Raw genomic sequence first — 13,335 nt, 5'->3', positions numbered from 1 at the left:
GACATCAGTGATTGGGCTGACTCTCGCGACGAATCAGAGGGCCCATCTGAGGTAGCTCAGCGTTTTGGTGGAGTGCCCCAAGTCCAGAATTCGAGCCGTTCGAGAGACGATATCCGGGTCGGCACAAGCGTTCTCCGTCGATATGCGAGTCTCTGCTTCGCCGCGAACGCGGCGAGACGCCGCTCTCCTGGATCATCGCTTCGAATCGCTGGAGCGCGGCGATAATCGGTGACAAACATTTGAAGGACCAGGACGTTCTTATCCCAGCGCTCATCAAGGGGACGCTGCTGAAAGCCGGGAACGCATTCCAGGCGCCGCAGTTGGTATTCGCAAAGCGCCTCGTCGTTTGCTGTCGCGCGTTGGGTGCGGACCCACACCGCGAGTCGTCGCTCCTCTTCGCTGATCGCGTTTCTCTCCAACCGGTTGTTCTCGCGCGGCCATCTGCCTTCCCTGGCAAGGAACACCTCAAGGTCGGCCAGTGCGCGTAGCCACTGAACGGTTCGAGCGGGCGTGAGAGGAGGAACCTTGACGCCGGCGACGAGAGCAGCTTCCGTCAGGTAGAACGTCACGGAGCGGCGCTGATCGATAGACATGCTGTTCGGGGGTCGGCGGGTGAGTGCCGCGAAGTCCTCGCGTAGCTGATCGAGAGGGGTGAGGTGGGGCACGGGTTTCCTGTCCGACCCGCGCTGATGCGCGGTGTCAGAGCTCCTGTGCGCGGCACCCCGGCCCGAGCGGGTGTCCATCGAAAAATGCATTCCTGCACGAGGCCAACAGGGGGCCGCTCCTCAGTACCGTCGTCTCACTGGGTCGCTGACTCGGTTGCCCACACGATCGCCAACCACTCCGGGCGCGCATCGTCAGCGGATTCGGAACAGCCGAAACGAGAAGGGAGACGCCCGTGGAAGACAGAACTGCCGGGCCGCCGAAAGTGTTGGTCGGGATCGAGGAGGATCCCGATGGGCAGGCCGGTGGTTCCGCTTCACGAGCTGGCAGCGACACATCTGCACAAACCACGGTCCGTGAGCTGATGGGTTCGGAGGGCGGACTGTGGTGTGTAGTGACGGAAGGGAGCTGTCACTACTTCGACCTGGATCGCGGGACAGTGGTGCGGGTCCCCGGTCCTGGGGCACCCCCGCTACTAGGCGACCGAGTGCGTCTCCTCCGAGGAATCGAAAGTTGCCGGGTGGACAGCAGTGGATGCTGGACCTTGGAGGCAGACCCGTGGGATGAGGTGAACGACTACTTCCTTCACACCTCGTCCGTCATCCAGGAAATACGACAGATTAGCTCTGCTGGGCAGGAGCGCGAGCGAATTTGCGCGATCGACCCTGCCGCGCCGGTCGTGAATCGCCCGACCGCAACAACTTACGGGGAGCCCTCGGTGGAAGATCGGCTACCGCGTCGCCAGTCCGCGCCTGACGTAGGGGAATTTTGATGTGCGAACCGTCATGCGCTACTCCCCCTACGACATTCCGGACCTCGGCAACGAGAATGTCTTGGGTGTCTTCGCTCCGGGTGACGAAGGTTTTTTGGGCCTGGAGCGAACCCTTGATCTGTTCCGCTCAGAAGGCGTCTCGTTGGTGATTCAGCTCGGGGAAGCTCTCCTGCCACGCGGGACTGCCCGAAGCTCAGATGTCGATTACCTCCGCCGGCGTTTGGGCGAGCGTCAGCAAGCGCTGCTCGTGTGCAGTGATGACCTCGGGCGCGCTGAAAACCTTCGGCGATCCGGTGTGCGGGGCACCGACCCACGGATGGTCCGCCACAACATCACCCATCTGGACCCCGGATTCCGCACTCAACTGGTGAACGGAGTTTCTTTCCTAGTCATCCCTAACGATCCGAGCGCCGACAGGTTAGTCGCCGAGGAGTCGTTCAACGCGCCGAAGGCGCACCAAGAGACTGACAGCCGTGGCGGGATTGCCCTGGCGGCCCTTGGTAACCACCTAGACCCCAAAGAAGGCACTCGCCAGCTTCCCCCCAGTTTGTCGATCAGCGCAGGGTTCGGTGAGTTCCGGGACGATCCGCCGCGCCGCCAGGGTCCGCAGGACGGAGCGAGTGACACGAGAGTGATCATCTTCGGCCAGCGAGCGGGGCAGTACATCAATCACGCAATCGTCCACCTGCCCCTCGGAACCGTGACCCTGCTCCCCGAGTCGTCACCTCGGTCACGAGGTCGCGCCGACTATCCCGAACAGCTGGAGAGTTCATGACAAGACAGCGACGTCCGAAGGATTCAACGCCTCGCTGGCTGGAGGCGATCCATGAGTGACCATGCCGGATCCGGCCGTGCGATCCCAGAGACGGCGATGGAACTGACCGGACGGGAGGAGGGCATTTGGAATGTCATCACCCGGGACAGCATCCACCAATTCAACTTCACCGACCGCACGGTGAGACGAATCCCAGGACCCACAGCCCGGCCGGGAATCAACGATGTGGCCCGTACGCTGCGGCAACTCACGGAGTGTCGGGTGAATCAGCGCGGATATTGGACCATGCGCTCCGACCGCTTCGACGTGGACCTGTATTGGCAGGTCACCAGTGTTATTTCCCGGATCGAACGGGCCGATCATCCGCTCCCCGCTCCGCCGGCGGGGCCTGGCGAAGAAGGCGAAGGCTGACTTGGACAGGCTCACACCCGAGACTCGGGGCTACTGGTCGGTCGAGACCGTGTCCGGAACCATCTACTTGCTAGATCTGGACAACCGGGTCTTACAGCGCCTAGCAACACCTGCGAAAGGCGAGGGCTCGTTCCGGCGGGATGGAGATCCAATCTAGTTGCTCCGACCACATCACTGCGAGGTCGGCGATGACATGATCCTCTTTCTCGACCTCGGGATTCCGGGTATCGATTTCACTACAAGGATCTCGACGACAGTTCTTCGAATTGAACGAATCCCCGCGCGCTTCAGCGAGACCATCGAGGCACCGCCAGCCGAGTACGACCCATAAGCCGCTACTCGTATGCGACACCCAAACGGTCGCTAGGTCGAGCATGAAAAGGCACCCCGGTCCGTGCGTCTGGCTCCGACTCTCTCGGGCCCACAGCGCCGGCCTCTTCCCAGTACCTACTCACCGCCTCGCCACACCCTTGGTCTGATCGTGCAGCCAGGGCGGGTGACGTCCGAGGCGCCGACCCCGACAGCAGCATGGGAGGCTCGCGCTCGGGCAAGCTGATTCACCGAGTCGGCCCTCCAACGCACAGCAGAATGTCAGCTCTAGTCGTGAACACCTGTTGTGTGCACAGCCGAGAGGACGCTTCCCAAACTGACGTCAGGGTGGGAGCTCAGGTCGTAATCTCGTGCGTCCGCCTCACTGGCAAACCACTCGACTACACGCCACTTGCTGAGGGCATCCGAGCGAAACCCTAATCGCTCTTCTTCCCTGGCTTGCCTGATGGCATCATTGGTCGACTCGATCTTGGAATTCAGAAAGAATCGCATTGACTCTTCAGCAGGAAGTCGTGACTCGAAGCTGCCTTGGCGGTCCTCCCCGTTTGCGAGGTTAGTGTCCACGATCAGCTCGCCCGAATCTGAAATAGCCGAATGGTACTCCCCGGGGAATTCCATGTTCAGAATCCGCTGAATGCGAGGGTCGTACGCGCTGCCAACGCCGCGCATATTCGAAATTCTGTCGCGGTAGCTCTTCAGCGACAGGACCAACTCGTTCATACCGCCAATGTTTGCTCTCTCGGAGTAGTGGACGAGTTGGGCATCAGCCGGCGACGCGATGATGGCCCACGCGAACGCGACTTCGTGCTCCACTGCGACCGTGGTGCCATCTACAAATCCAATTGATGTGACTGTCATGGTCAGACTCCCCCGATGTGACGACTGTGCCAGAAGAAATCCGTCCACCTTCTGTTTCGTTCAGACCATGGAGATTCTTCGTTGGCCGTCACGACGAACCTAAGCCCATTTCGTCGAGGCAATTGGACGAGCGCGGAGGAATGCCGAGCTCAATCGGCTGCCCCAAAGCTCCTCAAATTCAGGGGAAAAGTTCGCAATTTGGCTCCTCTATCGCGGCGATCATGCGAGTGGCTTGAGCGGTTCATCGCCCTTCTGGCGGGCGACCCGCGCAAGTTCGATGCGCAACGCGTTCGGTCGGCGATGATCCCTCAAAAACTACCTAGATTCGCGCCGGCCACTCCGGAAATAGAACATCGAACTATCCGGCGCTCACCGGCGTGTCGGCGGTCCACATCGACACGTCCAAGCGCGAATGGGATTCGAATCGAACTACAACCGCCTTGATCATGACTGCTTTTGCACCGCGCAGTCGCGGCTGCAACACCAGACTTCGAACCAACACCGGAACCAGCTGCGTGGCACGTCCATAACCTGACGGGCATATCAGGCCAGCCATAGGTCGACAGAGACCACCGGGAATCGAGAGAATGTCACAGGGAGCACGTAGCGTGCGGACTTGCTACCCGATATCCGAAAGGTCTCAAGGATGAAGACTCAAGAGGAGTTTGATGACGCTGAGTCTCGGTGGCGGGCACAGCTCACCGGCAGGTCTCTTGTCATCGAGGCATCGGCGGACCCGGCAGAGTCGGAGGACGCCCTCCGAATCCTCGGTTTCAACTACCGACGTGCAGGAGGGCGCGAGAAGAAAGCAAATTTCCTGTTCAAGTACCGAGCTGCGTTCTTGGTCGGTGTCTGTTCGGCGGCTTTCCGATACGACGTTCACGGTATGTGGCCGTACCTGGAAGAGACATTTGGCCCGCTACCGCCGATTGATCAGCAGATCCTGTCTGAGGCATTCCGCAGTTCGCTCGACGATTTTGGTCTGTCTCGATTCACTTTCCCGCGACGGAACGTCGATGAGATTCTCATGCACGCTGGGATTCCGGGTCAGCGCATGGACGAGTTCATCGAACTGCTCGCTAGACGTGACGCTCTCTCCGATGGTCTCGACGGTCGTTCGTTCTGTCAGTGGATCGGCGGATTAAGCCGAGCGACGGCGTTTACGACGCACAAGCTGGACGCACCCACTTATCGGTTTCTCGCGGAGGGGCGTGAGATCGCAGAAGATCTGGTCGACAGATGCTTGAGCCTCTTGGATACCTGGGCTAAGTCGGGGGTCACCGATGCCGACGTCGCCTCGTTTCCAGGGGTGATGCAAAAGGACCTGCTTCGCGCGCTGAGTGAGCTTGGTGACAAACGTGTTGCGCCCCGATCAAAAGCACGCACCCGCCAGCTCGACCTCGTTCCGAGGTTGCTGTTCGACCCTTCGAGTGGACTGCGCGTTCGACTTCCGCCACTCGAAACTGTCACGGACGCACGAGTGGAATGGGTTATATCGGCGGAAGGATCCACATCACGCTTCACTGCCGATCCGCCATGGCCGGGCGATCCAATCAAGACGGGGTACTTCTCGGTGGCTCGGCCCGCCAAGCAGGTTGCGCTAACGGCGATCCCAGGTGACCAAACTTGGCTCGTCAATGTAGTCGATCCGGACGACCCGCTTCTAGCGTTCGATAGCTCCACGGGAGAGTGGATCCCGTTGCGAAACACGTTGCCGAAGACCAGCGTCTGGATCGCTGTGCCGAACCCGGACGACCAAACCTTCGATGAGCTAATCGAAGTGGACGGAACCGTCGACGCGAAGGCGTTGGACGAACCAATGGGATGGTCGGGATGGCTTTTCGCTGAACTTTCGCTGGCATCGGTTTCGAAATTGCGACGTGCTGGGGCGGACCTATGGCGATATGTCTCGACAACGGCGCGTCCCACCATCGAGGCGCAAGAGGTGCTCGAATGGGCGCGCGCTCTTGACGGTGCATCGATAAGCGCGGAACTGCCGAAGATCACACTTCCGCCGGTGATCGACCGAACCGGCAGTGGCTCCGCGATCGAATGGACCGTGACCATGACTCGATCCAACGGCGAACAAGTCCGCGAGGTAAAAGCTCTGGGCGGCGACGCGGCAAAGATCGTTGATCTCGCCGGCTCGGATATCCCATCAACGGGAACGTTCGACTTCACGGTGAAGGGGCCACTGGGCCGGGGAACCTCGCGACGCATCACCCTGGTCCGCGGACTAGAAATCGTTCCGGAGACCCGATTTCGCCCAATGTCCGCCCTAGGTAACGGCCTGGTGCCCGCGACGGTACACGTTCGCTCGCTCGGCTCTGCAACAACCGACCGCGCGATGCTTTCAGCAAGCGAGGCTTCGAAAGTTGTCACCATCGCGGGAAAAGCGGATATTCGGGTAGTCATTGAGATCCCGGCAATGTCCGTCACCACGCTGTCAAACAACTGCCCGATCACTACGAGCCATTCACCGATAGCAATCGACCTCGAAGAGCTCGCGAACACCCAGTTGCGAGTAACTTGCGGCACGCCCGGCCGAGCCGTGCTCGTAGCAATCAAGGCCGAGAAGCTACTTCAGACGGTGACCGCCTCGGCGCTCGGCGGTCACGGCATTGCGACGTTCAACCTCGCACAACTCGGAGAGACGCTCATAGCCAGTTCGGGGGCGTCGCTATTCGTCGTCGCCGACGGTGAACGCATCCCCGTCGGGCGTGTCCGCCCTCGTCAACTTGTCGAATCCGTTGCCCTCGATCCCGAAGACCCTCAACGGATGCTGCTTGTCGGTGCGCACACGGACCAACCGTTGGAGATAGCGTTCTATCCCCGCTACGCCCCGTGGAGTGGCCCGCAGGTCACAAAATCCTCGGGAGGCTTAGTTCCGCTGCCCGTAGAACTCAGCGGAGAGGGCGAAGTTCGCGTGGTCCTCCGCGTCGAAGACCCATGGGTGCCATTTGAGTGGCCCCGCGACTACCCCACCCGTACGTTCAACACCTTCGATGTCACTTTAGGCTCCCTCACTGATTCTCGCGGCGGGAGCGAACAGGGATTCCGGTCGTGGTTGCAGCGATCGGCACCTTGCGCGGTGGAACTGTCAAGTCTGCCCCTCGCTATCAGCCTGTACGCCAGCGACCACGTGACCAAATTTCGTGTTCATGCCGACGTGCTTCGCGACGAGCTCGCGCGCGCGATCTCGGTCCACCGTGAACATTTACCTGGCGCTTACTCTCAAGCGGTAGTGCAAGCCGCCCCAATCGACCTTTTCGTCGCGGCTGACGTAACGACGTTGCCGCCTTCCGCTTATGTGCATGGCGCCCCACTCTGGGAGTCCTCTCCCCTGCTCGCCGTACTAGCGAACACAAACTCACTCGAATCCGTCTCGGACGATCTCGATCGTGTGCTCGGCGAGTCAGCGAACCAAATACTTGATGCGGGAATTGACCCGTTTGGACCGCAAGGTCGCTTCGGTCCAAATGAAGAAGTAATAGCTAGGTGGCCGGCAGATCGAATCGAATCCGTCTGGAAATCAGTGAACCCAGTCCCCGGCCGCCTTCTTGACCCCGAAACGCGCGTTATCGCCGCAAAGCAGATCTTCGATCAACGCGCGCGCATACCCTTTGATATCAGGGCCGCCTCCAACCTCCTGGCGGCAGTGAAGTCAGTCGTCGAAAAGGAATACGGCGATGCGGCCAGCTCTCCAATAACCGCGCGGTCTGGCGCTCCGGGATGGGCGTCCTTACCCACTTTGACGATCGCCTTCGCTCTCATAGAACGCTCGACCGGTCGAGAAGTCGAGGGTGCCAAGGCACTCCACAAGCTCACGAAGCCCTACCTGGTTGCGATGGCACGAATGTCGCCGAAGCTGGTGGAGCAGGATCTCATACTCGCCGAACTATGGATAACCCGATGGAGTTCTCAATGACCTCGATGGACCCCCTCGCTGTTAGCGCTGCGATCGCGGAGACCTACCGCCGGTATCTTGGCTCGTTGATAACCCCGTCGGATCCCTCCCTGAGTCGAGCACTTTCGGAAGCCGTCGACAACGCTGCAAAAGACGGCCTCACGCGGGGTCCATACCTGCACGTCCAACCCCCCTATAGCAAGGGGGCAAGCTCACAAGACCTCATCGCCGAGGGCATTCTTGGGAAACGATTCGAACGTTTCGGCGCTGGCCTCCCGCTAGATCGACCACTTCACAGTCATCAAGAGCAATCGATTCGAAAAGTCGCAGCGGGTCGCAACGTCGTGGTGGCAACGGGAACTGGCTCCGGCAAGACCGAGAGCTTCCTGCTACCCATCCTCGACGCGATCCAGCGTGAGGCGACCGATGGAAAAGTCTCCCCCGGCGTCCGTGCGCTCCTCCTTTACCCAATGAACGCTCTTGCAAACGATCAGCTAAAACGGCTGCGAACCATTCTCGCTACGACACCTGAGATCACGTTCGGACGCTATACCGGCGACACTCGCAACAGCGAGGGTGACGCCGCGGCGGCATTTGAGAGGCAGTTTCCCGGGGAGACTCGTTTGCCGAATGAGTTGCTCAGCCGAGAGGCGATGAGAGCGAATCCGCCCCACCTACTGCTGACGAACTACGCCATGTTGGAATACCTGCTGTTGCGTCCTGCTGACCTTGATCTCTTCCAGTCGCCGGGCAGTGAACAGACTTGGCGCTTCATCGTGGTGGATGAAGCCCATGTTTACGACGGAGCAACCGGAGCGGAGGTCGGCTTTCTGCTCAGGCGCTTACGCGAACGAGTTGGAGGAAGTCGACCTATTCAGTGCATCGCTACCAGCGCAACGGTCGGATCGGACCACAAAAAAGCCGCAAAGTTCGCGAGCGATCTCTTTGGTGTTCCATTCGACTACACCGACGACACCGCCAGTCAAGATGTCATCACGGCGTCACGGCTTCCCGTCGAGCAGAATGGCTGGGGCTCCCTCACCGAATCCGATCTGGACAGCGACGATCTAGTCCCCGCGGCTGTAGCTGCAGGCGGCTCCGCGATCAACAACTTCGACGTCCTCTCCCGTGACTCAAACGTCCTCGCAATCAAGCGGTTCGCGGCAGAAAAGCCGAGAACTCTGAGTGAGCTTTCCCGTCTCGCCAGCGAATCATCAGCGACCCCTCAACTCCTCGGGCGCCTGATCGAGGCGGCTGCGGCACAGACCGACGCCAACGGGGAGCCCGCTTTGGCCGCAAAGTACCACCTGTTCGCGCGTGCAACAGAAGGTGCTTTCACCTGTCTCAGTGAGTCAGGGCCACACGTTTCGCTCGCTCGTCGAGAACGTTGCGACCAATGCGACGCTGCGTCCTTCGAATTTGCTGCCTGCCGGAACTGCGGCGCCTCCTATCTGTGTGGTTCAGAAGCCCAGACCCCGGACGGACGGTTCTTCTCCCCGAAGAACGCGGATAGATCGAAACTGGTTTGGCTCGCACTGGAGACCTCCGATCCTGAAGACTTCGACGAAGACGACGCCATCCTCGATGCCGCCGACGCAGCCGAACAGGCCACAAAACTTGCCCGCCTTTGCCCCATCTGCGGATCCATCGCCTTGGGTGATAGCGCTCGATGCCAGACGCCGGGATGCCACTCTGCCGGCACCATCGCTGTCGAACGCGTAGTCGCGTCCGAGATTCGCAAATGCCGACAGTGTGGGACGAACCGCAGTGGAGTCATCCGACGATTCGAAAGCGGGAATGACGCCGCCGTGGGAGTCCTGTCAACAGCACTGTACGAATCGCTATCTGTCGCGCCGTCCGTCGAGCAGGCCGAGCTACCCGGTGGCGGACGCAAACTCCTGGTATTCAGCGACAGCCGACAACAAGCCGCATTCTTCGCCCCCTACCTCGAAGACACCCATGCACGTCTGCTCCGTCGCCGCATTCTGCTCGAAGCGGCTGCATCAGCCTCCTTCGAGGGAGATCCTGCCGCAGCCACCGATATCGCCGCTGAAGCAAGAAAGATCGCCTCAGCTCGGGACATATTCCACCCAGCCACAACTAACGTGGAACGCCAAACTCGCGCCGAGACCTGGCTTCAAGCGGAGATGCTCAGCCTCGACGATCGCAACTCTCTCGAAGGCACAGGGTTGCTGGCGTGGCAAATGCGTGAAAACGGTCTCACCGCGCCGGCGGCATTGACATCGCTCGGACTCAGTGACCGCGAAGCGCTCGACCTCCTTCAGGTCCTTTTCCGGAGCCTCAGGCTTCAAGGTGCCGTCGGCGCGTTGCCACGCGTGGATATGAAGGACGCGATCTTCGAACCGAGGCTCGGTCCAATCTATGTTCGACAAAACGGCGCCGATTCCGCGCGAAAAGTTCTCAGCTGGACTCCAACCCGCGGCAACAATCGCCGATCTGCGTTTCTTCGCAAAGTGCTCACCACACTCAATAAGGATGAAGATGTCGAAAGCCTGCTGAGCGGCATTTGGCGGATGCTCTCAACGCCATTGGACAGAGCGTTCAGCTGGTTTCGCACTGACTCCGTGGGCGCTCTCGGCATAGTGAGCCAAGTCGAACCTTCGATGATCGAAGCGAAGCTCTTCGATGCCGAGTCAGCCTTGTGGCGATGCGATACCTGCAGAAGGGTATCTGCCTTCAACGTGCGGTCGGTCTGCGAAACGTACCGTTGCGAAGGCAAGTTGACTGCGTGGTCGCTCCCTTCCACAGCATCGGACGCAGATCACTACCGATCGCTATATCGGCAATCTCACGTCGTGCCACTCACAGCGATGGAGCACACCGCCCAGTGGACAAACGAACGAGCGGCAGAGATACAACAGGACTTTATCGCCGGGCGAACCAACGTCCTGTCTTGCTCCACAACCTTCGAACTAGGTGTCGACGTCGGCGAACTGCAGTCGGTCGTGCTTCGCAACGTCCCGCCGACAGTATCTAGCTACGTTCAGCGCGCCGGCCGCGCCGGCCGCCGGGTCGACAGTCCCGCCCTTGTACTCACTTACGCCCAGCGTCGACCTCACGACCTCTCGATGTTTGCCAACCCCCGCCAACTCATCTCCGGCGCCGTGCGTCCGCCCGTCGTGCCGATCGCGAACGAACGAATCGCGGAACGACACATCTACTCAATAGCCATCTCAGCATTCTTTAGAGCTCAACTCGAAGCGCGTGGTCGCGTTTATCGACGAGTCGGCGACTTCTTCAACATCGAAGAAGGGGAATCCGGTGCAACACGCTTGCGCGATTGGACAACCAACCTCCCCGCGACAGTTATCGAATCGATTGATGCCGTCCTAGCCGGTGCAGTATCAACCGAACTTTTGCCGACGTCGCTATGGGTAGAGCACTTGCACGAGCTGCTCCAGAAAGTCATCGATGAGCAGGTCGAGGAGGTCGAGTATTACGAGAAAACTCGTGATCAGGCCTATCTTGACAAGAAAGGCAGCTATGGAGACAAACTTGCCAGAATCCTTCGGACGCTGCAGGAACGGGAACTTCTCGGATTCCTCGCTAATCGCAATCTGCTGCCCAAATACGGTTTTCCAGTTGACACTGTAGAAATGCGAACCCCCTACGGGGAGGCCGCTTCAGCTTCTCATCTCGAACTATCTCGGGACCTCTCTCAAGCCATTTTTGAGTACGCGCCAGGATCAACCATCGTCGCCGGCGGAAACCTGTGGACATCCGCCGGGCTGGGACGCAAACCAGGCAAAGAACTGCCCCCCGTCTACTTCCGCATCTGCAAGACCTGTGACCTCTACACGGAATCTCACGAGCGCGACGACGGCCCGTGCACGAGGTGCGGCACACCACCCGACGGGATGCCACGGAAGTATTACGAGCCGCGCTTCGGATTCATCGCTGAAGGAGGCAAAGATCGGCCGGGCGAACGCGCCCCACGCATCAGCTGGCGAGGCGAGACTCGGATAGCAGGCGACGGGACAACAGTCACAACCGTTCAACACAAACTCGCGACCGCAACCATTACCTCAGCGCTGTCTGAGCGCACAAAAATGGTCCGAATCAACGTGGGCCCGGCTGATCTCGGATACTCAGTCTGCGACTTCTGTGGACGCGGCAATCCAGCAATGGAATCCTGGCCAAAAGAACATACGGACCCGCTGACAGATCGACCCTGCAAAGGTGGCTACACGCAGTACTCATTGGCACACAAATACGAGACCGACGTTGTGAGCGCTAGTCTCAGCCGCCCCTGGACGGGCGCGGATGCGAACGTCACAGCCAAGTCTGTCCTCTATGCCGTCCTCCAAGCCGCAGCACAGGAGCTACAGATCTCCAGAGACAACATCGACGGAATCGCCGACGGATACGCCGCATTCGATGCCTCATTCACCGTTATCGATACGGTGCCCGGTGGCGCGGGCTACGCAAGGCTCATCAACGCCAACCTAGAGGCTGTGCTGGCCAAAGCGCGTCAAATAGTTGCGGACTGCGAGTGCGGTTCGGAGACCAGCTGTTATATGTGTTTGCGGACCTTCTCAAACCAACGTCTTCACGACGTGCTGAGCCGTGGTGAGGCGCTTCGCTTTCTCGATGAACTGTGGACCCGACCGAGCGGGACAGGCGGCACCTGGGATCACGTCCAACAGGTTGCTGATCCAGCGCTCACGGTGTTGCTCATGAGCCTAAGCGACGTGGTCCCTCCTCCTACGGTGTCCGTCGACGTGGGTCCGGCACTCAACTGGACCGTTGAGCTGGGTTGGGAAGCTCATCGACTTGCGGTTGTAGTCGACACAGACCCCGACCGAGAATCTTGGCTCTCTGAAAACGGTTGGACTGTCGTCGACGCGAGTCTCGGCTTCGAGCCGAAGCGGGCCCTGTCCCAGGTGCTCAGTGCGCTCGGATTTTGACATTCTTCACGCTTGCATGTGAGTTTGATGAGCTGCGATACGCGTTAGGTCCCGAACTGAAGGCCACGGCTCTAGCAGACGGAGCCGATCTATGCGTCAAATCACAATTCAGTCGTTCGGCGACCAACGGTCAGTTCGAAGAAGCCAATCGTTGTACGACAGCAAGTTGATCCTTTTCGCCCGACGGGCGCTGTACGCCTGCTGCCACGTTTGCACCCTGGCTTGCACATAGTCGAGGTACTCCACGGCATTCATCGTCCAGCGGGCATGAAACGTCAGCTCCGCATCCGCAAGCGAGGGAGCCAGGTCGATCCACACGATACCGCCGGCCCCATTCCCGACCGCGTCCCGCAAGGAGCGGCGCAAGTGTCGCCATCGGCTCGGGATGAGCTCCTCGACCCGATGGGTCGAGGCGAAGGCGAGAGTCATTACGTCCCGCCACTGATCCATGTCGCATCGGGATTCGAGGCTGACGAGCTGATCCCGCAGTCGGGGCACCCACGACAGGAGATCTGCACCGGCCGCCCGGCGCAGCGTTCGCTCATCCTCCTGACGGCGCCGACGGCCGTCCGACCAGATCCCGACAATCCCGTTGATGCCACTGGTGCCGAACCTGATTAGCGCGTCTGTCATGGTGATCCCTTACTGGGCCGAGGGTTGTCCGCCAAGTAGAGCAGGAACTGCCGACATC

Annotated in this window: 7 protein-coding genes; 4 read left to right on the top strand and 3 right to left on the bottom strand. The window is 60.0% G+C overall.

Going from position 1 to position 13,335, the window contains the following annotated elements; genetic code table 11:
- Positions 1–56 precede the first annotated feature (56 nt).
- Positions 57–665, bottom strand: a complete 609-nt coding sequence (locus tag ACVXZ4_RS10035) for a helicase associated domain-containing protein (RefSeq protein ID WP_461794713.1) — start codon at positions 663–665, stop codon at positions 57–59.
- A 783-nt stretch (positions 666–1,448) separates the two neighbouring features.
- On the opposite strand from ACVXZ4_RS10035, the gene ACVXZ4_RS10030 reads away from it, so the two are divergent.
- Both ACVXZ4_RS10030 and ACVXZ4_RS10025 read left to right on the top strand, forming a co-directional pair.
- The gene (locus ACVXZ4_RS10030) at positions 1,449–2,210 is read left to right on the top strand and encodes a hypothetical protein (RefSeq protein ID WP_461794712.1); all 762 of its coding nucleotides are present in this window, start codon (positions 1,449–1,451) and stop codon (positions 2,208–2,210) included.
- A 96-nt stretch (positions 2,211–2,306) separates the two neighbouring features.
- Complete coding sequence (locus ACVXZ4_RS10025; protein ID WP_461794711.1) at positions 2,307–2,621, top strand: hypothetical protein; 315 nt, start codon at positions 2,307–2,309, stop codon at positions 2,619–2,621.
- Positions 2,622–3,218: 597 nt separating this feature from the next.
- On the opposite strand, the gene ACVXZ4_RS10020 is transcribed toward ACVXZ4_RS10025, so the two are convergent.
- Positions 3,219–3,809 carry a hypothetical protein gene (locus ACVXZ4_RS10020; RefSeq protein ID WP_461794710.1) on the bottom strand — a complete coding sequence of 197 codons (591 nt, stop codon included), beginning with the start codon at positions 3,807–3,809 and terminating at the stop codon, positions 3,219–3,221.
- Positions 3,810–4,455: 646 nt separating this feature from the next.
- On the opposite strand from ACVXZ4_RS10020, the gene ACVXZ4_RS10015 reads away from it, so the two are divergent.
- Both ACVXZ4_RS10015 and ACVXZ4_RS10010 read left to right on the top strand, forming a co-directional pair.
- Positions 4,456–7,737, top strand: coding sequence for a hypothetical protein (locus ACVXZ4_RS10015; RefSeq protein ID WP_461794709.1), 3,282 nt, complete (start codon positions 4,456–4,458; stop codon positions 7,735–7,737).
- Positions 7,734–12,644 carry a DEAD/DEAH box helicase gene (locus ACVXZ4_RS10010; RefSeq protein WP_461794708.1) on the top strand — a complete coding sequence of 1,637 codons (4,911 nt, stop codon included), beginning with the start codon at positions 7,734–7,736 and terminating at the stop codon, positions 12,642–12,644. Before ACVXZ4_RS10015 ends, ACVXZ4_RS10010 begins: the two co-directional genes overlap by 4 nt.
- 108 nt (positions 12,645–12,752) lie before the next feature.
- On the opposite strand, the gene ACVXZ4_RS10005 is transcribed toward ACVXZ4_RS10010, so the two are convergent.
- Complete coding sequence (locus tag ACVXZ4_RS10005; protein WP_461794707.1) at positions 12,753–13,277, bottom strand: hypothetical protein; 525 nt, start codon at positions 13,275–13,277, stop codon at positions 12,753–12,755.
- Positions 13,278–13,335: the final 58 nt, after the last annotated feature.

This window comes from Lacisediminihabitans sp. FW035, assembly GCF_054880895.1.
Note: the sequence above shows the minus strand (reverse complement) of the source record. Positions and strands in the feature narration are given on the sequence as shown.